This window comes from Phenylobacterium aquaticum (assembly GCF_022695515.1).
GTDB lineage: Bacteria > Pseudomonadota > Alphaproteobacteria > Caulobacterales > Caulobacteraceae > Phenylobacterium > Phenylobacterium aquaticum.
Genome location: NZ_JALDPT010000003.1, coordinates 83,627 through 105,573 on the forward strand (window position 1 = coordinate 83,627; position 21,947 = coordinate 105,573).

The following is a 21,947-nucleotide window of genomic DNA, read 5'->3' on the forward strand; positions in this document are numbered from 1 at the left end:
CTCGGGTTGCGCGCGACACCCCTGCATTTCGCGCGACAAAAAGCCCCAGGCGGCGACCGCCTGGGGCTCTTTGGATCCGAAATCGGCGATCGTCCGACGTCAGCCGGCCAGTTCAGGGGCCGCGGCGTCTTCCGAAGGCGTCTCGATGGTCGGCGCGCCGGGTTCGCGCTGATCGCCCTCGATCTCGAAGGCGAGCTTGCCGTCCTTGAGCACCACCTTGACGTGGCCGCCCTTGACCAGCTTGCCAAAGAGGATCTCGTCGGCGAGCGGCTTCTTGATACTCTCCTGGATGACCCGGGCCAGGGGCCGCGCGCCATAGAGTTCGTCGAAGCCGTTCTTGGCCAGCCAGTCGGCGGCGTCTTCCGAGGTCTCGATGGTGACGTGCCGATCCGCCAGCTGGGCTTCCAGCTGCATCACGAACTTCATCACGACCTGGCGGATGATGTCCTGGGTCAGGGCCTTGAACTGGACCACGGCGTCGAGGCGGTTGCGGAATTCCGGGGTGAACAGACGCTTCAGCGCCTCTCCGACCTCGTCGTCCTGCTTGCCGCGGCCGAAGCCGATCGAGTTCCGCTGGGCGTCGGCGGCGCCGGCGTTGGTGGTCATGATCAGGACCACATTGCGGAAATCGACCTTCTTGCCGTTGGCGTCGGTCAGCACCCCGTGGTCCATGACCTGGAGCAGGATGTTGAAGACGTCGGGGTGGGCCTTCTCGATTTCATCGAGCAGCACCACGGAGTGCGGGTGCTGGTCGACGGCGTCGGTCAGGAGACCGCCCTGGTCGAAGCCGACATAGCCGGGAGGCGCGCCGATCAGGCGGCTGACCGTGTGGCGCTCCATGTACTCGCTCATGTCGAACCGCAGGAGTTCGATGCCCATGGTCGAGGCCAGCTGGCGCGCCGTCTCGGTCTTGCCGGTGCCGGTGGGGCCGGAGAACAGGTAGCAGCCGATCGGCTTGTTCGGATCGCGCAGGCCGGCGCGGGCCATCTTCATGGCCGCGGACAGCTGTTCGATCGCGTCGTCCTGGCCGTAGACGGCCCGCTTCAGGTCGTCGTGCAGCTGCTTCAGGGCCTCGGTGTCGGTCTTGGACACCGACTTCGGCGGGATGCGGGCGATCTTGGCGACGACGGCCTCGATCTCCTTCACGCCGAGCGTCTTCTTGCGGCGGTTTTCCGGAACCAGCATCTGGCTGGCGCCGGCCTCGTCGATGATGTCGATCGCCTTGTCCGGCAGCTTGCGGTCGGTGATGTACTTGGCCGACAGCTCCACCGCCGCCTTGATGGCGTCGTTGGTGTAGCGGAGCTTGTGGAAGTCCTCGTAGTAGGACTTCAGGCCCTTGAGGATCTTGATGGTGTCTTCCACCGTCGGTTCGTTCACGTCGATCTTCTGGAAGCGCCGGACGAGGGCCCGGTCCTTCTCGAAGTGCTGGCGGAACTCCTTGTAGGTGGTCGAACCCATGCAGCGCAGGGTGCCCGAGGCGAGCGCCGGCTTCAGCAGGTTCGAAGCGTCCATCGCCCCGCCCGAGGTGGCGCCGGCGCCGATCACCGTGTGGATCTCGTCGATGAACAGGATCGCGTCGGGGTGGTTCTCAAGTTCCTTGACGACCTGCTTGATGCGCTCTTCGAAATCGCCGCGATAGCGGGTGCCGGCCAGCAGCGCGCCCATGTCGAGCGAGAAGATGGTCGAGCCCGACAGCACTTCCGGCACCTGGCCGTTGATGATCTTGCGGGCCAGGCCCTCGGCGATGGCGGTCTTGCCGACGCCGGGATCGCCGACCAGCAGCGGGTTGTTCTTGGTCCGGCGGCACAGGATCTGGATGCAGCGCTCGACCTCGCTGTAGCGGCCGATCAGCGGATCGACCTTACCCTGCTTGGCCTTCTCGTTGAGGTTGACGCAGTAGGCGTCCAGCGCCTCGCCCCCCGTCTTCACCGCCGGCTTCTCCTCGTCCTCGGAGGCGCCTTTGACAGGCTTGGCCTCGCCGGCGGCGCCGGCCTTCTTGGCGATGCCATGGGCGATGTAGTTCACCGCGTCGTAGCGGGTCATGTCCTGCTCTTGCAGGAAATAGGCGGCGTGGCTCTCGCGCTCGGAGAAGATCGCGACCAGCACATTGGCGCCGGTGACCTCCTCGCGGCCCGAGGACTGAACGTGGATAACCGCCCGCTGGATAACGCGCTGGAAGCTGGGGGTGGGCTTGGCGTCCTCGCCGTCGTCTACGACCAGCGAGCGCAGCTCGTTGTCCACATAGTTGGTGAGGGTGGTCTTCAGCGCCGCGAGGTCCACGTCGCAGGCGCGCATCACGCCGGCGGCGTCCTCATCGTCGATGAGCGACAGGAGGAGGTGCTCCAGGGTCGCGTACTCGTGCTTGCGCTGGTTGGCGAAAGCGACGGCGCGATGGAGGGACTCTTCGAGATGGCGCGAGAATGACGGCAACGGACCTAGTCCTTTTCCATGGTGCATTGAAGGGGGTGCTGATGCCGCCGCGCGGTATCAACCACCTGAGCCACCTTTGTTTCCGCCACTTCATAAGTGAACACGCCGCAGACGCCCACACCGTGCTGGTGGACATGCAGCATGATCTTTGTCGCTTCTTCGCGCGACTTATGGAAGTACTGCTCCAATACGTAGACCACGAACTCCATTGGAGTGTAGTCGTCGTTCAGAAGCAGCACTCGGTAAAGCGAAGGCTTTTGCGTCTTCGGCTTCGTTTGAGTGATCACCGCCGACCGGTCGCCCGTCGCCTGATCACCTTGCTTACGCTCGGCCATCGAACAGGTCTCCTGACGGACAAAGGTCCGCCCTACCTCTGGATTAGATATGGAAAAGCCAGCGGTTTGGAAGGGTCGAAATCGTCGCGAGACGACAGATCGACAGCGAGGCTGAGTTTTGGTCACGCTCACATGGCTCGAAATGGGGTCGAATGTGACAATTTCAATCCTCGGCTGAGGATTTCCCCTTCAAGGCGCGAGCTGACGTCAGGGCGCCCGCGCCGAATCGCGCGCGGATGGCGTCGGCGATCTTTTCGCCCGCCAGCGCCCGGGCCTCGCCGCCCCCGAAGAAGTCCGTCTCGACGCTGTCGGGCTCGACCAGTTCGGTCAGGCCTACCCCGATCAGCCGCCAGCTGCGGCCGGGGGCGCCGGTCTTCAGCTCCTGGGCCAGGAGCTCACGGCCGACCGCCAAGATGGTGCGGGCGGTCTGGGTCGGCAGGGGCAGGGCGCGCCGGCGGGTGATGATGCGGAAGTCGTCGCCGCGCAGCTTCAGGGTCACCACCCGGCCGGCGAGCTGGCCGGACCGGGACTGGCGGGCGACCTTCTCGGCCAGGTGCGGCAGCTGGTCCTCCAGCGCCTCCAGGGTCTTGAGGTCGTCCTCGAAGGTGGTCTCGGCGCTGATCGACTTGCGGACCTGGTCGGGATTGACCGCGCGGGTGTCGCGGCCCTGGGCCAGGGCGTGCAGCCGCAGGCCGTTGGCGCCCAGGCGGGCGGCGAGCTGCTTGAGGTCGGCGCGGGCGATGTCGCCCACGGTGCGCAGGTTCTGGGCGGCCAGGGTCGCCACCATGGCCGGGCCGACGCCGGGCAGGATGCCGACCGGGCGGGGGGCCAGGAAGCGCTCGGCCTCCTCGGCGCCGATCACCGAGAAGCCGCGGGGCTTGTCGAGGTCCGAGGCGATCTTGGCCAGGAACTTGTTGGCGGCCAGGCCGATGGAGACGGTGATGCCGACCTCGGCCTCGATGCGGGCCTGGAGGCGGGCCAGGGTCTCGACGGGGGGATGGCCGTGCAGGCGCTCGGTGCCCGACAGATCCATCCAGGCCTCGTCGAGGGAGAGCGGCTGAACCAGGGGGGTCAGGTCGGCCATCATGGCCATGATCCGGCGGCTCTCGGTCCGGTACTTGGTGAAGTCGGGCTTGATCACCACGGCCTGGGGGCAGGCCTTGAGCGCCTTGAACATCGGCATGGCGGAGCGAACGCCGAAGATGCGGGCGATGTAGCAGCAGGTGGTGACCACGCCGCGCTTGCCGCCGCCGACGATGACCGGCACGTCGCGCAACTCCGGCCGGTCGCGCTTCTCCACCGAGGCGTAGAAGGCGTCGCAGTCCATGTGGGCGATGGACAGCGCCTCAAGCTCCTCGTGGGCGACGACACGCAGCGAGCCGCAGGCCGGGCAGCGGCGTTCGAACTCGCCGCGCTGGAAGCAGTCGCGGCAGAGGGCTTTCACGCCGACCCCTCCAGGGGCCAGAGCCAGGCGGCGCCGCGCACCCCCGAGGAATCGCCGTGGACCGCCTTGCGCACAGGGGTGGTGAAGGCGTCGGTGAAGACGTGGGGCGCGATGGCGCTGGGCAGGCGGGAATAGAGCTCGTCCACATTGGACATGCCGCCGGCCAGGACGATGACGTCCGGATCGACGATGTCGCAGACGACCGCGAGGCCGCGGGCCAGGCGATCCACATAGCGGTCGAGGGCGGCGGAGGCGTCCGCGTCCCCTGAGCGGGCCTGGGCGACGGTCTCATGAGCGGCCAGTCCGCCGCCGTGGTCGCGTTCCAGGCCGGTCCCCGAGATCCAGGTCTCCAGGCAGCCGCGGCGGCCGCACCAGCAGGTCGGGCCGGGGTGCTCCAGGTCCGAGGGCCAGGGCAGGGGCGTGTGGCCCCATTCGCCGGCGACGCCGTTGCGACCGTTGACCAGCTGGCGGTCGACGACCAGCCCGCCGCCGCAGCCGGTGCCGATGATGACGGCGAAGACCACGGCGCTGTCGGCGCCGGCGCCGTCTGTGGCCTCCGACAGGGCCATGCAGTTGGCGTCATTGGCCAGCCGGACGGGGCGGCCGAGAACCTGCTCCAGGTCGGCGCCGAAGCTGCGGCCGTTCAGCCAGGTCGAGTTGGCGTTGCGGATTAGGCCGTTGGCCGGGGAGATCGAACCAGGCATGCCGACGCCCACGGCGGCGGCGCGGCCGCCCGCCTCCTGCTCGGCGTCGGCCACCAGATTGGCGACGGTGCGCAGGGCGGCGTCATAGTCGCGGGGGTTGGGCGCCCGCAGGCGCGCCAGGAACCGGCCGTCGGCGTCGAGCGCCGCCGCCTCGATCTTGGTCCCGCCGAAGTCCACCCCGATCCGGATCATGGGGTCATGATTTGTTCTGTTTTGGCGCGGAACTCAACGGGCGTTCGCAGGGCGGCGGCTAGGAAATCGCCTGGGCGATCGCCTGGCGCAGGAGGTCCCAGTCGTCGATGCGGGTGTGGCGGTCGGGTTCCGCCGGGGCCAGCGGCTGCAGGCGGGGGTCGGCCACGTGCTGGAAGCGGGCGACGTGGGGCGCATGCTCGGCCACCGAGTTCAGATTGGGCAGCAGGTCATCGACGAAGGCCGCGGGGCCGCGGCCCTGGGCGACCAGGCCGGCGGCCAGCGGGCCCTTGGGGCCGGTGTTGAGGATCAGCGGATAGTCCATGCCATGGCGGCCCAGCCAGCGGGCGCGGGCCAGGCGGGCCTGTCCGGGGGCGTTGGTCAGGATGACCACGCTGGCGATTTCGGAGAGCGCGCGCAGGGCCTCGGGGCCGCCGGGCGCGAGCGGCATGTCGCCCGCGCCATAGCGGAAGAAGTCCTCATAGTGCTTGCGCCCCTCGTCCAGATCGAGGTGCTCGGTCGCGCCGGGCTGGTAGATGTTCTGGAACAGGGCGAAGCGGTCCACACGGAACTCAAGCCCCCGTCCGACCAGGAAGTCGCCGAAGCCCTGCATGAACAGGCCGAGCACCTCGTCAACGTCGACGATGACCAGCGGACGGCTCAGATCGACCCCCATCGACTCCAGATGAGGCGTCTTGACGCTAGGCGGCATGGGCTCTCCCAAAAGCGGTCTCCGGCGCGACTAACGCGAGTTTAAGGATATCCGTGAGATCAACAGCCTAATGGTGGGGCTGGCGATCGATTCGCGCAGGCCCGAAGCATCGTCAGGACGTCAATGGCCAAGAAAGTCCTCATCGTCGAGGATAACGAGCTGAACATGAAGCTCTTTCATGATCTGCTCGACGCCCAAGGCTACGAGACGCTGCAGACCCGCGAAGGGCTGCAGGCTCTGGCCCTGGCGCGCGAACATCGTCCCGACCTCATCCTCATGGACATCCAGCTGCCGGAGATCTCCGGGCTGGAGGTCACCAAATGGCTGAAGGAAGACGACGACCTGGCCGCGATTCCGGTCGTCGCCGTCACCGCCTTCGCCATGAAGGGCGACGAAGAGCGCATTCGCGAGGGCGGCTGTGAGGCCTATATCTCCAAGCCGATCTCCGTCACCCACTTCCTTGAAACCATCCGCCGTCTGTTGGGCTGAACGCCATGACCGCTCGCATCCTGGTCGTTGACGACATCGAGGCGAACGTCCGCCTCCTCGAGGCGAAGCTGACGGCCGAGTACTATGAGGTCCTGACCGCCAGCGATGGGCCGACAGCCCTCGCCATTGCGGCCAAGGAGAAGCCGGACATCGTCCTCCTGGACGTCATGATGCCGGGCATGGACGGGTTCCAGGTCTGCCGCCGGCTGAAGGACGATCCCGAGACCCGCCACGTGCCCGTGGTGCTGGTCACCGCGCTCGACGGCCGGGCCGACCGCATCGCGGGGCTGGAGGCCGGGGCCGATGAATTCCTGACCAAGCCCATCGACGACGTCATGCTGTTCGCCCGCGTGCGCAGCCTGACCCGGCTGAAGATGGTCATCGACGAGCTGCGCGAGCGGGAGGCCTCGGGCCGCCGCATGGGCGTAATCGCCGGCGCCGCCTCGCGCCTGGGCGGCACAGGCGGCCGGGTGCTGATCGTCGACGATCATGAACGCCAGGCCCAGCGCATCGCTGACGAGCTGTCGATCGAGCACCGCCCGGTGGTGGAGAGCGATCCGGAGAAGGCCCTGATGACCGCTCGCGGTCCAGTGGATCTGGTGATCGTCAACGCCACGGCGCGGACCTTCGACGGCCTGCGCTTCACCGCCATGCTGCGGTCGGACGAGACCACGCGGCATATACCCGTGCTGGCGGTGGTGGACTTCGACGAGCGCGCCCGGCTGGTGAAGGCCCTGGAGATCGGGGTCAACGACATCCTGTCCAAGCCGATCGACCCTCAGGAGCTGGCGGCCCGCGCCCGGACCCAGATCCGGCGCAAGCGCTACACCGACTATCTTCGGGACAATCTCGATCACTCGTTGGAGCTGGCCGTCACCGACCAGCTGACCGGCCTGCACAACCGCCGCTACATGACTGGCCAGCTGGACGCGTTGGTCAAGCGCGCGACGCTCGGCGGCGATCCGGTGGCCTGCCTGCTGATCGACATCGACCACTTCAAGAAGATCAATGACGGCTACGGCCACGACGTTGGCGACGAAGTGCTGCGCGAGTTCGCGGTGCGCCTGGCCTCGAACGTCCGCGCGATCGATCTGCCCTGCCGCTATGGCGGGGAGGAGTTCGTGGTGGTCATGCCCGACACCCGCATCGAGGACGCCGAGCGCATCGCCGAGCGGATCCGCCTGCATGTGGCCGGCTCGCCCTTCCGGGTGATGCACGGCGCCGAGCTGCTGACCGTGACCATCTCGATCGGGGTGGCGGCGACGCTCGGGCCCAACGACAAGCCAGAGGCCCTGCTGAAGCGGGCCGACGAGGGCGTCTATGAGGCCAAGGCCTCGGGCCGAAACAAGGTCGTATCGCGGGCGGCCTGAACGCAGCGGGCAAACGAAAAACGCCCGGCCTTGCGGTCCGGGCGTTTTGACAACAGACCTGGAGAGGGTCCGCTTACTTAATCTTGCCTTCCTTGAACTCGACATGCTTACGCACGATCGGGTCGTACTTCTTCATGACGAGCTTGTCGGTCTTGGTGCGGGCGTTCTTCTTGGTCACGTAGAAGAAGCCGGTGTCCGCCGAGGAATTCAGGCGGATCTTGATGGAGGCGGGCTTCGCCATGGTCGGTCCTCGGGCGGGGCCGGGGCGCGAAGCGCCGGCAGGTGTTCTGAAAGAGCCGCGGAAAATACGAATCCCGCGAGTAAAGTCAATGCGCCCGTGGCGCTTCGCGGAAAATCAGAGGTGACGCAGCCTGGGCGCCCCGGCGGTGAAGCGCATATAGGGCACCGGGCGGTCCGGTTCCTCGAGCCGGGCCATGGTCTCCTTGATCACCGTGCGGGTCACCATGGGCAGGGGCAGGGCCAGAGCGTCCTCGAATTCGAACCAGGCGATCTCCTCCAGTTCGCCGCAGTCGGGCTGGCGCTCCAGGCTGATCAGCCGCTCGGCGTCGGCCATCAGGAACCAGGTGTCGAACCGCTTGGCGAGCATGGGCGGGGTCACCGCGCGGAAGATGATCGAGAGCGCATCGAGGTCGGGCAGGGCGCCCTGGGCCAGGAACTCGCGCCAGGGCCCGGCGGCGGGACGGGGATCGGCCTTCTTGGCGAGCAACAAGCCCGCCTCCTCGAAGGTCTCGCGCACGGCGGCGAGCGCGAGCGCGCGGCCGCGGGAGCCCTTGTGGCCCTCCAGCTTGGCGGCGACGTCGGGCTTGAGGTCGGTGGCGTAGGGCGCGCGGAAATCGGCCTTGTCGATCCGTCCGCCTGGGAACACCCAGAGATTGGGCATGAAATCATGTCCGCCATGCCGCTTGCCCATCAGCACGCGCGGCTTGGCGCCGTCGCGACGGATGATGAACAGGGTGGCGGCGTCGCGCGGACGCACGGCGGGGCTTCCCGCGGCTCTCATGCGGCCGCCCTCGGCGGGCCGCGGGGCAAGGATCGGATCGGTCATGAAACAACTGTATGACCGCTGTTGCGCCGAGGAAACGGCGCCGTAGCGTCAACCGGTCATTGGACGATCAGTTCGCCAGCTCAGGGTTCGGAACCAGGATCAGGATGTCGAGGTCGCGGGCCGGGGTGAAGTTGGTCTTCTTCACCTGGAACAGGGTGGGGCCGAACTTTCGCACACCCTCGGCGCAGAAGCTGACCAGGTTCGCCGCCGCGCCCTTGTCGACGGTGAGGCTGAAGTCGCCGATCGGGCCGGCCCAGTTGGCGCCGGTCTTCAGCACATAGGCGATGCGCTGTTCGCTCAAGGGCGCGAAGTCCTGGCCGGGCTTGCGGGTGCGAGTCGCGGCGGCCAGGAAGCCGCGATCCATGCAGTACTTGGCGATCTCGGCCCGGCCTTCGGCGTCGGCGGCGTAGCGGGCGGAGCCGACCAGGGTGCCGACGCTGCCGCCCGTGGCGGGCTTGTAGCGGTGGTCGACGACCAGGTCGCGCCCGGCCGGGAAGGTCTGCTCCCAGTGATAGGCGGTCTTCAGGGTCCAGAGCGGGGCGAGGTGGCGCTCCCAGCCCTTGCCGGCGTCATACTCGTCCGGCCGGACCACGCCCAGGTCCAGCAACTGCTTCTGCTGGGCCGGGGTGAGCCGGTCCATGGCGTCGCGGGTCAGGCCCAGGTGCGGAGCCAGGGGCACGCCCAGGCCGCGGAGCAGGGCGGTGCGGTCGACGCCCTCGACCACCGCCTTCTGTTCGGCCTGGGCCCGGACGGGGACGCCATCGGCCAGGGTGGCGAAATCGAGCAGGTTCTCGGGGTTCTCGGTCGGGACACCCAGGGGCTCCTCGGTGGAGATCACGTCCGGCATGGGGAAGGCGACCCGGGCGGTGATCGGGTGGTCGGTGAGATTGCGGAAATGGTAGCGGACCCGGACCTCGGTCGCCGAGACGAACAGGTCCTCCGACGCCATGCGGATCTGGGCAGAGCGGGTCAGGACGAGGCCGCCGGCGGCGAGCTCGGCGGTGGAATCATTGGCCAGGGCCGGTGTGGCGGCCAGAAGGAGCGCAGCCGCGCCGAGCCCCCGTCTCATCGCCGCTTGCCCTTGCGGACGCCCTTGGGCGGGCCGCCCTTGCGCTTGGCGTCCATGGCGCCGGGAACCCGCCGGACCTGGCCCAGGCGGGGGCGGGGGGCGGTGCGGTCCGGCGGGGCCGGTTCGCTGACCATCTCGAACAGCAGGCCGCCGGTGATCGGCGTGGCCTCGACCAGCCTGACCACCACCTTGTGGCCGAGCGGCCAGCGGGCGCCGGAGCGCTCGCCGACCAGGGCGTGCATGCGGTCGTCGTGGATGAAGAATTCGCCGCCCAGCTTGGAGATCGGGACCAGGCCGTCGGCGCCGGTCTCGTCCAGGCGGATAAACAGGCCGAAGCGGGTCACGCCGGTGATGCGGCCGGGGAACTCCGCGCCCACCCGGTCGGCCAGGAAGGCGGCCACATAGCGATCGGTGGCGTCGCGCTCGGCGGCCATGGCCCGGCGCTCGGCGACGGTGATCTGCTCGGCCGTGTCCTTCATCTGCGAGATGTCGCGGTCCGACAGGCCGTCCGCCCCGAAGCCCAGGGCCGAGATCAGCCCCCGGTGGACCACCAGGTCGGCGTAGCGGCGGATCGGCGAGGTGAAGTGGGCATAGCGCTGCAGGTTCAGGCCGAAGTGGCCGATGTTCTCGGTCGAATAGACCGCCTGCATCTGGGAGCGCAGCACCACCTCGTTGATGATGTCGGCGTGCGGGCTTTCGCGGGTCTCCGCCAGCAGCTTGTTGAAGCGGTCGGTACGCGGGGCTTCGCCCTTGGACCAGGGGATGCCCAGGGTGGCCAGGAACTCGGCCAGGGACTGGACCTTCTCGGCGCTGGGCGTGTCGTGGATGCGGTAGATCAGCGGGGTGCGCTTCGACTCCAGCATTTCTGCGGCGCAGACATTGGCCTGGACCATCATCTCCTCGATCAGCCGGTGGGCTTCCAGCGAGGCGCGCGGCTGGATGGAGGCGACCTCGCCGGCCGCATTGATGATGATCCGGCGTTCCATGCTCTCGATGGCCAGAGGCGAGCGGGCGAGGCGGCCCTTCAGCATGATGTGATAGGCGGCCCACAGGGGCTTCAGGATCGGCTCGAGCAGGGGGCCGGTCACATCGTCCGTCTGGCCGTCGATCGCCGCCTGGGCCTGCTCGTAGGAGAGCTTGGCGGCCGACCGCATCAGGCCGCGGACGAACTTGTGGCCGCGCTTGCGCCCCTGGGCGTCGAACACCATCCGCACGGCCAGGCAGGCGCGGGCCTCGCCGAGCCTGAGCGAGCACAGGCCGTTGGAGAGCCGCTCGGGGAGCATGGGCTCCACCCGGTCGGGGAAATAGACGCTGTTGGCCTTTTCCCGGGCTTCCTTGTCCAGCGCCGAGGCCGGGCGGACATAGGCCGCGACATCGGCGATGGCGACCCAGACCACGCAGCCGCCGGGATTGTCGGGCGCGTCGTCCGGCTGGGCGTAGACCGCGTCATCGTGGTCGCGGGCGTCGGCCGGGTCGATGGTGATCAGGGGAATTTCGCGCAGGTCCTCGCGGCCCGACAGGGTCGGGGGCTCGGCGGCCTCGGCTTCGGCTTCCGCCTCGGCTGTGAAGCCGGTGGGGATGCCATGGGAATGGATGGCGATCAGGGAGGCGGCGCGGGGCTGGTCCTCGCGGCCGACGACCTCCAGGATCTTGCCGCGCTTGGGGCCGTAGCGTTGTTCCGAGGCGCCGACCGCGGCCAGGACCAGGTCGCCGTCGCGCAGGTCGCGGGCCTCGGGCTCCGGGATCAGCAGGCTTTCCTTGCTCTTGCGGTCGACCGGCTCGACCCGGGTCTCACGCCGCGCCTTGCGGATGACGCCCAGGATCTTGTGGGCGCTGGCGCCCAGGCGCTTGATCAGCCGGGCCTCCAGCTCGCCATTCTCCAGGCGCTCGAAGCGCACCAGCAGGCGGTCGCCGAGACCGGGCGCGCCTCCGACCGGGGCGCTGCGATCGGGGGCCAGGCGCACCAGGGGGGCGTCCTCGGCGCGGGTGAGGCGGACCATCAGCTCGCCATCGGCGTCGCGCTCCACGATATCGACCACGCCGACCGGAGGCACGGCGCCGGATTCGGCGAATCCCTTGCGGCCCCGCCGGCCCAGCGAGCCGTCCGCCTCCAGCCCGCGCAACATCTCGCGCAGGGCCTTACGCTCGGCGCCCTTCAGTCCGAACGCCTTGGCGATGTCGGTCTTCTCGGTCTCGCCCGCCTCGCGGATGAACTTGAGCAGGGTGTCGCGGTCCGGCAGGCCCTGGGGGACCTTGGTCGAGGTTTTCGAGGTGAAGCGGGACGCCTTGGGCGCGCGGGGTTTGGCCATGGCGCCTTGTAGCGCGGAATCAGGGCCGCCGTCGCCGTCCTCGGGTGGGACAAATGTCGCGACATATTGCGTTCTTACTAAACATATAGATACTGGAATTCCGGCGCGTCGCCGCGGCTCGCCCCGGCTTCGCCGCGCTTCCGACTAGAGTTTGACCGAGATGATACCGGTTCGTTTCGTCTGTGCCGCCCGCCGCAATGAACGACCAGGCGATGCAATGAAGACGTCATCAAAACAACAGCTTGGCCGGGCGATTTCGACCCACGGCCGATCCCGGACTTTCCGCCCCCCGGCCGCCTGGGCGCACCTCGCCCAGGCCTGACACCCCGGGGGTCCGCCCCCCAGAGGACTTGAGACCATGACCGAGCCGCCCCCCCGGCGCGCGGACCGTTTGCGCGCGGCCAATGACAGTCACCGCCTGGAGCTTTCGGTGGTGATCTGCGTCCTCGATGAAGCCGAGGCTATTCCCGGCGTGCTCCAGGAGCTGACCGGCGAGCTTGAGGGCCTGGCCTTCGAAGTGGTGGTCGTCGACGACTCGGTCGCCGATGACACGGCCCGCGCCGTCCGCGCGGTGATGCGCGGCGATCCCCGGATCCGGCTGGTCCGGCGACAGGGCGCGCGGGGCCTGGCCTCCGCCGCTATCGCCGGCTGGGACGCCGCCCAGGGCCAGGTGCGGGGGCTCATGGACGGCGACGGCCAGCATGATCCGCGGCTGATCCGCCAGTTGCTGGACCGGCTGCGCGCCGCCGACGCCGAGGTGGCGACGGGCAGCCGCTACATGACCGAGGCCGGCAGCGGCCTGACCGGGTTCCGCGACGCGATCAGCCGGATCGGCACGGGCGCGGCCCAGGCCCTGATCGGCGCGCGGGTCACCGATCCGCTCAGCGGCCTGTTCCTGATGCGCCGCGACTGGTTCGAGACCGTGCGCGGATCCCTGACCGGGGTCGGGTTCAAGATCCTGGTCGATGTGCTGACCTCCGGGCCCCGGCCGCCCAGCGTGGTCGAGGCGCCGACGGCGCTGCGCACCCGGCTGGGCGGAGAGTCCAAGCTGGACCTGCGGGTCATGGCCGATCTCGCCGGCCTGCTGATCGAGAAGCGCACCGGCGGGGTCATTCCGGCCCGGCTGGCCATGTTCCTGGGCGTCGGGGTGACTGGCCTGACCGCGCACCTGGCGGTGCTGATGAGCGGCGAGGCGGTGGGCCTGAGCCTCTGGTCGGCCCAGGCCCTGGCGATCTGGGCGGCCATGACCTGGAACTTCTGGGCCAACAATCTGCTCACCTTCCGCGACCAGCGCCTGCACGGCCGCGAGGCCCTGGTCGGGCTGGGCCGGTTCTATCTGGGATGCCTGGTGGGCGCGGTGGTCAGCGAGGCCATGGCCATGGGCCTCAATGTGCTGGGCATGCCCGGCGTCGCCGCGGGCCTGATGGGCGCGGCCGGCGGCGGCCTGTTCAACTTCGCCGCCGCGCGGGTCGGCGTCTGGCGGCGCGCGTCCGCCGAACCCGCGGCCAGCGCCGTCGTCGAGTCCAGCGCGTGGCGGGAGGCTGAAGCGTGAGCGAGCTGCGCCTCGGCGCCGCCGCGCCGCCCATCGCCCGACCCCGGCCTCGCATCGCCATCCCGGGCGGCTGGGGCCTGGTGGTGTTCAGCCTGCCGGTCCTGACCGGGCTCGTGAACCGCGTGGTGCGCGGCGGGGTCTGGTTCACCGACTACGGCGCCCTGGTCTGCGGCGGCGAGCGCGCCCAGGCGGGGACGGCCCTCTATGACCAGGCGATCGCCTGCGCCGACCCCAACGCCGCGGCCTTCGTCTATGGCCCCTGGGTCGCCAGGGTGTTCGCCGGCCTGCTGCAGATGTTCGGTCATCCAGGCCTGATGGCCCTCTATGTCGCCCTCTATGTCGGTGCGGCCGCCCTCGTGGTCTGGGCCGCCTGCCTGCGGGTCGAGACCCCGGGCGCGCCCCGGGACCGCGCGCGGTTCATGGCGGTGGTGTCGGGCAGCGCGGTCACCACGGGCAATATCGCCTTGCCCCTGCACGCCGCCGTCGCCGCCGCCGGCCTGCTGTTCGCCAGGGCCCCCTGGCTGTTCGTGCTGGCGGTCGCGGCCGCGGGGACCGTGAAGCCGGTGTTCCTGACCTATCTGGCCGTGGTCGTGCTGGCGCGGCGCAGCCTGGCCTGGCGGGCAGGGGCGCTCGCGCTCGGCCTGGGCCTGGGCCTTGCGCCCACGGTGATGTTCGCCGGCGCGGGCGGCGCGGAGGCCGAGGCCTGGCGTCAGCTCCTGTCGCACTTCGTCTATCGGGTGACGCCGGGCGACGGCCTGTTCGGCTGGCTGACCCTGGCCGGCGTGCCAACCGACGGCCCCAGCGGTGCGGCTCTGGCCCTGCTCTGGGCGGGGCTGGTCACCTTCTGCGGCCTGGTGATCGCCGAGCGCGGCCGGCTGCTGGACGAGCAGCGGCTGTGGCTGGGCCTGGCCTGCGCCGTGCTGGCCAATCCGCGGCTGATGAGCGAGGACGTATTCCTGCTTGGGCCCGGCCTGCTGGTGGCGGTCAGCGCCATCCGCGACCGGCGACCGAAGGCGGCCCTGTGGGCGGGACGTGCGGCGATGGGGGCCTGCGTCCTGTCGCTGGCCGGTCATCTGCTCGACTTCGCCGACTATGGCTCCCCGGCCGGGATGCTGGCGCTCGGAGTAACCCTGGTCGCCTGCGGCGTGGTCAGCGCCATGCCCGCGGCGCGGCCGGCATGACGGCGCCGGACGCCGGGCGGGCGCCGCTCAAGCTCCTGGTCGTGTTCAGCCTCTCGACCCTGGCCGGGCTGATCGGGCGGGCGATCAAGGGCGGGTGGTGGCTGAACGATTTCGACGCCGTGGCCTGCGCCGCCTGGCGGGTCGCCCACCACATGCCGCTCTATGCCGAGGGCCTGTCCTGTCCGGGCGGTCGGCCGGCGGCCTATGTCTATCTGCCCCAGCTGGCCTGGGCGCTATCGCCCCTGGCGGGCGGGCCCGACGTCTCGGGCCTGCGGCTGGCCTATGGCCTGGCCTATGGCGCTGTGATGGCCTGGATGTTCTGGGCCCTGTTCTTGCGGTCCGCCCCGGACGCCCCCTTGCGCGACCGCGCGCCCCTGATGGCCATGTGCAAGGGCAGCGCGATCTCCTGCGGCAACATCGCCGGGCCCTGCCACGCGGCGGTTCTGGCCATGGGCGGGGCGGGCTGGGCGATGATCCCGGTGGTGCTCGGCGTCGCCCTGATCAAGCCGGTCTATCTGACCTATCTGCTGATCTTCGCCTATGCGGCCGAGCCCTGGCGGCTGCGGGCCGCCAAGCTGGCGGTGGGGCTCGCCGGCGCCGCTCTGGCGGCCGCCTGGGTGGTGACCACCGGCGGCCCGGAGATCGCGGCATGGCGTGACGCCCTCGCCAGCGTGGTGATCGGCCAGCAGACGGGGGTCGGGTTCCTGGACGACGTCGCCCATCTGGGCCTGAGGGGCGGGGACGCCGCGACCCAGATCCTGTGGCTGGGGTTCGCCGGGATCATGGCGCTGAGCGGCCTGGTCATCGCCGAGACGCGGGCGCTCGGGCCCCAGGCGCGATTCCTGCTGGCGCTGGCCGTGGCCCAGATCTGCAATCCGCGGCTGATGGACTACGACCTGGTGCTGATGGCCGGCGGCGTCGCCGTGGTCGCGGCGGGCGAGCCGGAGGGCCGCCGCGCGGTCTTCTGGGTCGGCGTGGTCTGCCTGGTGCTCAGCCTGGCCGAGCAGACGGCGTTCGCCATTCGCCTGGGACCGGCCTTGCTGGCGCTGCTCCTGCTCGTCGCCGGCGTGCGGGCGGGGCGGGAGGCTGCGCCTGTCTGGCGGGCGCTCAGTCCTCGTCCTTGAACGCCCCGAACAGGGTCAGGCCCTCGACCGTGGTCGCCCCGTCGCGCTTCACGACCGTGCGGACGGCGCCGGCGCCCGTCGCCTCGACGGCTGCGGCCAGGCGTTCGGAGTGGGTGACCAGCCAGATCTGGGTGCGCTTTGCGGCCTGGACGATCATGCGGGCCAGGGGCTCCATCAGATCAGGGTGGAGGCTGGACTCCGGCTCGTTGAGGGCGATGAAGGCGGCGGGGCGATAGGCCATCAGCACCCCGGCCAGGGCCAGGAAGCGCAGGGTGCCGTCGGACAGCTCGGCGGCGTCGAACACCCGCTGCGGAAAATCCGGATAGGCCATGCCGAACGTCGCCATCCGTTCAGGGGCTGGAATCTCCAGACGCGCGCCAGGGAAGGCATGTGCGACCGCCTCGTCCAGGTCGACGGTGTCCTGGCGGATATGCGCCAGGGTGGCGAAGACGGCGGCGAGGTCCGAGCCGTCGGAGGCCAATGTCGGCGTAGCTGCCGCAATGCAGGGCTGACGCAGCGGTGAGCCGGGGTCGGTCCTAAGATCGTGGTAGAACCGCCATTGGAGCAGGGTGCGCCGGACCCGATCCAGTTCCGGATAGCGCGAGGGATCGTCTAACCGTCCCAGGATGGTCTCGGACTCCAGCAGGTCGATGTCGATGTTGACCGGTCGGCCCCCGTCGTCCCGCGCCATCACCGAGAGACCGTCCCGTTCGACCAGGACCACGGACCGCGACCCGCCCTGATAGGTAAGCCGTTCCACCTTGATCTGCGGTTCGAATGCAAACGCCGCGCTGACGGGCGGCGGCAGACCTATCTCGACCTCGTATCGAAAGGTCGCCTCGGATCGCTCGGGCGGAGCGAGGCCGACGGCGAGCCTGATTCGGACAGGCTGCTTTCGGCGCGGCCCGGCCCACATCGCCCGGTCGAGACCTTCGCGAGCCAGATCGCGGCCAAGGGTGTTGTCGGCCGCCGAGCGCAGCAGCTCCAACGCCCGATAGAGGTTCGACTTGCCGACCCCGTTGGCGCCAACGAAGACGTCCAGCTGCGAGACCGGGTAGGTGATGCGCTGAAGCGACCTGTACCCCGCGGCGGAGAAATCTCGTACCGCGAGGTCCATGGCTCAGATCAGGCCTCGTCCTCGGACGCGTCGTCCCAGGGCGCGGCGCCGGTCGCCGCGGTGGCGGCCGGCTTCTTCGCGGGGGCCTTCTTGGCGGCGGGCGTCTTCGCCGCAGGCTTCTTGGTTGCGGCCTTCTTCGGCGCGGCCGCCGTCTCGGCCTTGGCCGCCTTGGGCGCGGCCTTGGGCTTGGCCGCCTTCTTGGCCGGCTTCTTGCCGCCGCCCTTGGCCTCGCGTTCGGAGAGCAGCTTGACCGCCTCTTCCAGCGTCATGTTGGCGGGATCCGAGCCGCGCGGCACATTGGCGTTGGTGGAGCCGTGCTTGATGTAGGGACCGTAGCGGCCCGACAGCACCTTGACCGGCGCGCCGTCGACCGGGTGGGCGCCCAGGTCCTTCAGCGCCGCCGCCTCGGTCCGGCCGCGTCCGCCGCCGGCCCGCTTCTCGGCGAGCAGGGTGACGGCGCGGTTCAGACCGACCTCGAACACCTCGTCGACGCTGGGCAGGTTGGCGTAGGCGCCGTTGTGCAGAATGAAGGGGCCGTAGCGGCCGATGCCGGCCACGATCATGCCGCCGTCCTCCGGGTGGGCGCCGACGTCACGGGGCAGGTTCAGCAGGCGCAGGCCCTTTTCCAGGTCCATGCCGGCCGGCGGCCAGGCCTTGGGCAGGCTGGCGCGCTTGGGCTTGTCGCCTTCGCCCAGCTGCACATAGGGGCCGAAGCGCCCGACCTTGAGGAACACGGTCTCACCGGTTTCCGGATCGACGCCCAGCTCGCGGTCGCCGCTGACGTTCTCCGCATCGTCCTCGGACTGGGCGAGGGGGCGGGTGTAGCGGCATTCCGGATAGTTGGAGCAGCCGATGAAGGCGCCGAACTTGCCGGTCTTCAGGCTGAGCTTGCCGGTGCCGCAGGTCGGGCAGCCGCGCGGATCGGAGCCGTCCGCCTTCTCCGGGAAGATGTGCGGGCCGAGCGCCTCGTTGAGCGCGTCCAGCACGTGGGTGACGCGCAGCTCGGCGATCTCGCCGACCGAGGCCGCGAATTGGGTCCAGAACTCGCGCAGCAGCGCCTTCCAGTCGAGCTCGCCGGCCGAGACCAGGTCGAGTTTTTCCTCAAGGGCCGCGGTGAAGTCGTACTCCACATATCGGGCGAAGAACTGCTCCAGGAAGGCGGTGACCAGGCGGCCCTTGTCCTCCGGAACGAAGCGGTTCTTGTCCATCTTCACATAGGCGCGGTCGCGCAGCACGGTGAGGACCGAGGCGTAGGTCGAGGGCCGGCCGATGCCGAGCTCCTCCATCTTCTTCACCAGGCTGGCTTCCGAATAGCGCGGCGGCGGCTCGGTGAAGTGCTGGTCGGCGCGGGAGGCGACCACGCGGGCGTCGGCGCCTTCCTTGACCTGGGGCAGGCGGCCGCCTTCCTCGTCGTCGGCGTCGTCGCGGCCTTCCTCGTAGACGGCGAGGTAGCCGTCGAACAGCACCACCTGGCCGGAGGCGCGCAGGCCGGTCTGGCCGTCGGCGCTCTCCAGATCGATGGAGGTCCGCTCGATCCGGGCGCTCTCCATCTGGGAGGCGATCATCCGCTTCCAGATCAGCTCGTAGAGCCGGCCGAGGTCGCTATCCAGCCGCAGCGAGCCGGGGTTTCGGGCCAGGCTGGTCGGGCGAATGGCCTCGTGCGCCTCCTGGGCGTTCTTGGCCTTGGTCTTGTAGATGCGCGGGGCGTCAGGAACGTATTCGCGGCCATAGAGGCCGCCGATGACCACGCGGGCCTCGTCGATGGCTTCCGGCGCGGCCTGCACGCCGTCGGTCCGCATATAGGTGATCAGACCGACGGTCTCGCCGCCGATGTCGACGCCTTCATAGAGCTTCTGGGCCGCCTGCATGGTGCGCTGGGCCGAGAAGCCGAGCTTGCGGGAGGCCTCCTGCTGCAGGGTCGAGGTGGTGAAGGGCGGGGCGGGCGAGCGCTTGCCGGGCTTCTTCTCGACGGCGGAGATCTTGAAGGTCGCGCCCTCGACGGCGGCCTTCGCCGCCTGGGCGGAGGCCTCGTTGCCGAGGTCGAACTTGGTGAGCCGCTTGCCCTGGTGCTTGACCATGCGGGCCAGGAACGGGTCGCTGCCGGCGGTGACGTCGGCCTCAACGGTCCAGTATTCCTGGGTCTTGAATTTCTCGATCTCGATTTCGCGGTCGACGACCAGGCGCAGAGCGACAGACTGCACGCGGCCCGCCGAGCGGGCGCCTGGCAGCTTGCGCCACAAGACCGGCGAGAGGGTGAAGCCCACGAGATAGTCCAGGGCGCGGCGGGCCAGATAGGCCTCGACCAGCTCCATGTCGATGTCGCGGGGGTTCTTCATCGCCTCGGTCACCGCCGAGCGGGTGATGGCGTTGAACACCACGCGCTGGACGATGGCGCCTTTGACGGCCTTCTTCTTCTGCAGCACCTCCAGGACGTGCCAGGAGATGGCTTCCCCTTCACGGTCGGGGTCGGTGGCCAGGATGATGCGGTCGACGCCCTTGGCGGCCTCGGCGATGTCCGACAGCCGCTTGGCGGACTTGGCGTCCACGTCCCACAGCATGGCGAAGTCCTCGTCGGGCTTCACCGACCCATCCTTCGCGGGAAGGTCGCGAACGTGTCCGTACGAGGCCAGGACCTTATAGTCCGACCCCAGGTACTTGTTGATGGTCTTGGCCTTTGCGGGGCTCTCGACGACGACGAGGTTCATGAGTGACTGGGCGTTCCAACGGGCGGAGCGCCCGGAATTCAAGGGCCCGGAAGGTGGGGCGGGCGCCCCTCCGTGTCAACGGCCCCTGACGAAGCTTCCCAAACGGCAACCTGAAGACGTTGACAACTTTAGCGCGCTGCCGGCGGAGGAATCGGCTAGTGACCGCGGCGTCGCATGTCCAAGCCGCCCGCCCAGTCTCCCGCCCAACTCGCCGCCGGCTTCATCGCCGAGGCGCTCGACGATCTGGTCGAGCTGGCGGCCCGGCACGGCCACCAACGCCTGTCGGACCTCCTGACCCAGGCCATGGGCGAGGCGATGCGCGCCGCCCATTCCGGCCCCGATCGCCGCCACTAGGTCCGGGCGACCAGACCGCCGGGGGAGAATTCGATCCGTCCGGCCAGGGCGAGCTCGGCCAGCGCCGCCAGCACATGGGCGGCCGGCGCGCCCGCCGCGCGGATCAGGTCGTCGCGGGAGACCGGCGTCGGCGAGATCAGGTCGAAGACCCGTTCGCGCAGGGCGTCGATCTCGGCGTCCTCGGGCGGGGCCGCGGTGAAGTCCGGGCCGTCCGGCTCGCGCAGGCCACGCCAGCCCTCCAGCACCCGCAGCACGTCGTCGACGCCCTCGCACAGGGCCGCGCCCTGGCGGATCAGGTCGTTGCAGCCCCTGGCGCGGGGATCGAGCGGCGAGCCCGGCACGGCCAGCACCTCGCGCCCCTGTTCGAGCGCCATGCGGGCGGTGATCAGGGAGCCGGAGCGGATCTCGGCCTCGACCACCACCACGGCGCGCGACAGGCCCGAGATGATCCGGTTGCGGCGAGGGAAGTCCTTGGCCTGGGCGGCGCGGCCCGGCGCGTTCTCGGAGACCACGCAGCCCTCGGCGACCAGGCGCTGATAGAGGCCGCGGTGCTCAGGCGGATAGATGTCGTCCGGCCCGCCGCCCAGGACCGCGACCGCGCCGGCAGCAAGCGAGCCCTCGTGGGCGGCCGCGTCGACCCCACGCGCCATGCCCGAGACGACGACCTGACCCGCTGCGCCCAGGTCGGCGGCCAGGGTGCGGGCGAACCTCTGGCCGCTGGCCGAGGCGACCCGCGCGCCGACCACGGCCACGGCGGGGCGGTGCAGCAGGTCGGGGTTTCCCAGCACCCAGATCACCGGGGGCGGGGGATCCAGGGCGGCGAGGCTGGCGGGGAAATCGGGCTCGCACGCGGCGATCAGTCGCGCGCCGAGGCGGGCGCCGCGCGTCAGTTCCGCCTCGATCTCGGACAGGTCCGGCACGCCGAGCGGCGAGACTCGCCCGCCGCGCCGGGCGAGGTCGGGCAGGGCGGCGAGCGCGATGGAGGCCTCGCCATAGCGGCTGATCAATTGATCGAAGGTCACCGGACCGACGTTCTCGGTGCGCGCCAGCCTGAGCCAGTCGCGCCGGGCGGCGTCGGTCAGGCGGCGTGTCACGGGGCTGGCGCGTCCTGGGGCGCGGCGTCCTTCTTGCCGCCGATCTTCGGTTCCTCGCCCTTCAGCAGGCGGCGGATGTTGTCCTTGTGGCGGATGTAGATGAGCACGCCCATGAACAGGGAAAGCCAGGCGATCGGCAGGGGGCGGTCGAACACGAAGGCCGCATAGATGGGCGCGAGGGCCACGGCGGTCAGGGCCGCGAGGGAGGAGATGCGGAACAGGAAGGCCATGGCGATCCAGGTCGCCCCGGCGGCGAGGCCGACGGGCCAGGCCGCGGCCAGCAGGGTGCCGAAGAAGGTCGCCACGCCCTTGCCGCCCTTGAACTTCAGCCAGACGGGAAACAGGTGGCCCAGGAAGGCCGCGCCGGCGGCCAGAGAGGTGAGGGCGGCCTGGGCCTCCTTGGGGCCGTCGCGGGTGGCCAGCCAGGCGATCAGCACCGCCACCGCGCCCTTGCCGCCGTCGCCCAGCAGGGTGATCAGGGCCAGGTCCTTGCGGCCGGTGCGCAGCACATTGGTCGCGCCGATATTGCCGGAGCCGATGTTGCGCACATCGCCCGCCCCGCCCAGCCGGGTGGCGATCACCCCGAACGGGATGGATCCGAGCAGATATCCGCCGATCAAGGCGCCGGCGATCAGGACTGGGCTCAAGTCAGCAGGCATGGTCGTTTCCCCTCGGTTTATCGGCAAGTCCTAGCGGGCCGCCG

Annotated in this window: 19 protein-coding genes; 6 read left to right on the forward strand and 13 right to left on the reverse strand. The window is 69.8% G+C overall.

Annotated elements, in window-relative coordinates; all coding sequences use genetic code 11:
* Window positions 1-99 precede the first annotated feature (99 nt).
* From clpA to MQH10_RS03595, 5 genes are all read right to left on the reverse strand, one after another.
* Window positions 100-2,430, reverse strand: coding sequence for an ATP-dependent Clp protease ATP-binding subunit ClpA (clpA, locus tag MQH10_RS03575; protein WP_242562695.1), 2,331 nt, complete (start codon window positions 2,428-2,430; stop codon window positions 100-102).
* A 5-nt stretch (window positions 2,431-2,435) separates the two neighbouring features.
* Window positions 2,436-2,765 carry an ATP-dependent Clp protease adapter ClpS gene (clpS, locus tag MQH10_RS03580; RefSeq protein WP_242562696.1) on the reverse strand — a complete coding sequence of 110 codons (330 nt, stop codon included), beginning with the start codon at window positions 2,763-2,765 and terminating at the stop codon, window positions 2,436-2,438.
* Between the two features lie 163 nt (window positions 2,766-2,928).
* Entirely contained in the window at window positions 2,929-4,209 is a 1,281-nt protein-coding gene (locus tag MQH10_RS03585; protein ID WP_242562697.1) for a DNA polymerase IV, read from the reverse strand.
* A complete protein-coding gene (locus MQH10_RS03590; RefSeq protein ID WP_242562698.1) occupies window positions 4,206-5,105 on the reverse strand; it encodes an ROK family protein in 900 nt (299 codons plus the stop codon). Before MQH10_RS03590 ends, MQH10_RS03585 begins: the two co-directional genes overlap by 4 nt.
* A gap of 58 nt (window positions 5,106-5,163) precedes the next feature.
* Entirely contained in the window at window positions 5,164-5,814 is a 651-nt protein-coding gene (locus tag MQH10_RS03595) for an HAD family hydrolase (RefSeq protein WP_242562699.1), read from the reverse strand.
* Window positions 5,815-5,937: 123 nt separating this feature from the next.
* On the opposite strand from MQH10_RS03595, the gene MQH10_RS03600 reads away from it, so the two are divergent.
* Window positions 5,938-6,303 carry a response regulator gene (locus tag MQH10_RS03600; protein WP_242562700.1) on the forward strand — a complete coding sequence of 122 codons (366 nt, stop codon included), beginning with the start codon at window positions 5,938-5,940 and terminating at the stop codon, window positions 6,301-6,303.
* Window positions 6,304-6,308: 5 nt separating this feature from the next.
* Entirely contained in the window at window positions 6,309-7,673 is a 1,365-nt protein-coding gene (locus MQH10_RS03605; RefSeq protein WP_242562701.1) for a PleD family two-component system response regulator, read from the forward strand.
* Between the two features lie 73 nt (window positions 7,674-7,746).
* Here MQH10_RS03605 and rpmG read toward each other — a convergent pair whose 3' ends face one another.
* From rpmG to rnr, 4 genes are all read right to left on the reverse strand, one after another.
* Window positions 7,747-7,914: a 50S ribosomal protein L33 gene (rpmG, locus tag MQH10_RS03610; RefSeq protein ID WP_242562702.1), complete on the reverse strand. Its 168-nt coding sequence runs from the start codon at window positions 7,912-7,914 to the stop codon at window positions 7,747-7,749.
* 114 nt (window positions 7,915-8,028) lie between these two features.
* Window positions 8,029-8,739 carry an NUDIX hydrolase gene (locus MQH10_RS03615; protein ID WP_242562703.1) on the reverse strand — a complete coding sequence of 237 codons (711 nt, stop codon included), beginning with the start codon at window positions 8,737-8,739 and terminating at the stop codon, window positions 8,029-8,031.
* 67 nt (window positions 8,740-8,806) lie between these two features.
* Window positions 8,807-9,808 (reverse strand): DUF4424 domain-containing protein, encoded by a 1,002-nt coding sequence (locus MQH10_RS03620; RefSeq protein WP_242562704.1) that lies wholly within the window; start codon window positions 9,806-9,808, stop codon window positions 8,807-8,809.
* Window positions 9,805-12,117: a ribonuclease R gene (gene rnr / locus MQH10_RS03625; protein ID WP_242562705.1), complete on the reverse strand. Its 2,313-nt coding sequence runs from the start codon at window positions 12,115-12,117 to the stop codon at window positions 9,805-9,807. Before rnr ends, MQH10_RS03620 begins: the two co-directional genes overlap by 4 nt.
* Window positions 12,118-12,475: 358 nt before the next feature.
* Here rnr and MQH10_RS03630 point away from each other — a divergent pair, with 358 nt between their 5' ends.
* The 3 genes from MQH10_RS03630 to MQH10_RS03640 are packed head-to-tail and all read left to right on the forward strand — an operon-like array spanning window position 12,476 to window position 15,974.
* The gene (locus MQH10_RS03630; protein ID WP_242562706.1) at window positions 12,476-13,669 is read left to right on the forward strand and encodes a glycosyltransferase; all 1,194 of its coding nucleotides are present in this window, start codon (window positions 12,476-12,478) and stop codon (window positions 13,667-13,669) included.
* A complete protein-coding gene (locus MQH10_RS03635) occupies window positions 13,666-14,850 on the forward strand; it encodes a hypothetical protein (RefSeq protein WP_242562707.1) in 1,185 nt (394 codons plus the stop codon). The genes MQH10_RS03630 and MQH10_RS03635 overlap by 4 nt, the downstream gene beginning before the upstream one ends.
* Window positions 14,847-15,974, forward strand: a complete 1,128-nt coding sequence (locus MQH10_RS03640) for a hypothetical protein (RefSeq protein ID WP_242562708.1) — start codon at window positions 14,847-14,849, stop codon at window positions 15,972-15,974. The genes MQH10_RS03635 and MQH10_RS03640 overlap by 4 nt, the downstream gene beginning before the upstream one ends.
* Here MQH10_RS03640 and MQH10_RS03645 read toward each other — a convergent pair.
* The gene (locus MQH10_RS03645) at window positions 15,958-17,091 is read right to left on the reverse strand and encodes an AAA family ATPase (protein ID WP_242562709.1); all 1,134 of its coding nucleotides are present in this window, start codon (window positions 17,089-17,091) and stop codon (window positions 15,958-15,960) included. The two genes, MQH10_RS03640 and MQH10_RS03645, sit on opposite strands and share 17 nt — an antisense overlap.
* Window positions 17,092-17,099: 8 nt before the next feature.
* A complete protein-coding gene (gene topA, locus MQH10_RS03650; protein WP_242562710.1) occupies window positions 17,100-19,796 on the reverse strand; it encodes a type I DNA topoisomerase in 2,697 nt (898 codons plus the stop codon).
* A 174-nt stretch (window positions 19,797-19,970) separates the two neighbouring features.
* Between topA and MQH10_RS03655 the strand changes: the two genes are divergently transcribed.
* Window positions 19,971-20,150: a hypothetical protein gene (locus MQH10_RS03655; RefSeq protein WP_242562711.1), complete on the forward strand. Its 180-nt coding sequence runs from the start codon at window positions 19,971-19,973 to the stop codon at window positions 20,148-20,150.
* Here MQH10_RS03655 and dprA read toward each other — a convergent pair.
* Both dprA and plsY read right to left on the reverse strand, forming a co-directional pair.
* Window positions 20,147-21,244, reverse strand: a complete 1,098-nt coding sequence (dprA, locus tag MQH10_RS03660) for a DNA-processing protein DprA (RefSeq protein ID WP_242562712.1) — start codon at window positions 21,242-21,244, stop codon at window positions 20,147-20,149. The genes MQH10_RS03655 and dprA overlap by 4 nt on opposite strands.
* Window positions 21,241-21,903: a glycerol-3-phosphate 1-O-acyltransferase PlsY gene (gene plsY / locus MQH10_RS03665; RefSeq protein WP_242562713.1), complete on the reverse strand. Its 663-nt coding sequence runs from the start codon at window positions 21,901-21,903 to the stop codon at window positions 21,241-21,243. Before plsY ends, dprA begins: the two co-directional genes overlap by 4 nt.
* Between the last annotated feature and the right edge of the window lie 44 nt (window positions 21,904-21,947).

What these genes read in the sequence shown, in the direction of transcription:
- MQH10_RS03620 (WP_242562704.1), bottom strand. Translation starts at nt 9,808, where the DNA reads ATGAGACGGGGGCTCGGCGCGGCTGCGCTCCTTCTGGCCGCCACACCG.
- MQH10_RS03615 (WP_242562703.1), bottom strand. Translation starts at nt 8,739, where the DNA reads ATGACCGATCCGATCCTTGCCCCGCGGCCCGCCGAGGGCGGCCGCATG.
- MQH10_RS03645 (WP_242562709.1), bottom strand. Translation starts at nt 17,091, where the DNA reads ATGGACCTCGCGGTACGAGATTTCTCCGCCGCGGGGTACAGGTCGCTT.
- MQH10_RS03655 (WP_242562711.1), top strand. Translation starts at nt 19,971, where the DNA reads ATGTCCAAGCCGCCCGCCCAGTCTCCCGCCCAACTCGCCGCCGGCTTC.
- MQH10_RS03640 (WP_242562708.1), top strand. Translation starts at nt 14,847, where the DNA reads ATGACGGCGCCGGACGCCGGGCGGGCGCCGCTCAAGCTCCTGGTCGTG.
- MQH10_RS03630 (WP_242562706.1), top strand. Translation starts at nt 12,476, where the DNA reads ATGACCGAGCCGCCCCCCCGGCGCGCGGACCGTTTGCGCGCGGCCAAT.
- MQH10_RS03595 (WP_242562699.1), bottom strand. Translation starts at nt 5,814, where the DNA reads ATGCCGCCTAGCGTCAAGACGCCTCATCTGGAGTCGATGGGGGTCGAT.
- MQH10_RS03590 (WP_242562698.1), bottom strand. Translation starts at nt 5,105, where the DNA reads ATGATCCGGATCGGGGTGGACTTCGGCGGGACCAAGATCGAGGCGGCG.
- rnr (WP_242562705.1), bottom strand. Translation starts at nt 12,117, where the DNA reads ATGGCCAAACCCCGCGCGCCCAAGGCGTCCCGCTTCACCTCGAAAACC.
- MQH10_RS03600 (WP_242562700.1), top strand. Translation starts at nt 5,938, where the DNA reads ATGGCCAAGAAAGTCCTCATCGTCGAGGATAACGAGCTGAACATGAAG.
- clpS (WP_242562696.1), bottom strand. Translation starts at nt 2,765, where the DNA reads ATGGCCGAGCGTAAGCAAGGTGATCAGGCGACGGGCGACCGGTCGGCG.
- MQH10_RS03605 (WP_242562701.1), top strand. Translation starts at nt 6,309, where the DNA reads ATGACCGCTCGCATCCTGGTCGTTGACGACATCGAGGCGAACGTCCGC.
- rpmG (WP_242562702.1), bottom strand. Translation starts at nt 7,914, where the DNA reads ATGGCGAAGCCCGCCTCCATCAAGATCCGCCTGAATTCCTCGGCGGAC.
- topA (WP_242562710.1), bottom strand. Translation starts at nt 19,796, where the DNA reads ATGAACCTCGTCGTCGTCGAGAGCCCCGCAAAGGCCAAGACCATCAAC.
- plsY (WP_242562713.1), bottom strand. Translation starts at nt 21,903, where the DNA reads ATGCCTGCTGACTTGAGCCCAGTCCTGATCGCCGGCGCCTTGATCGGC.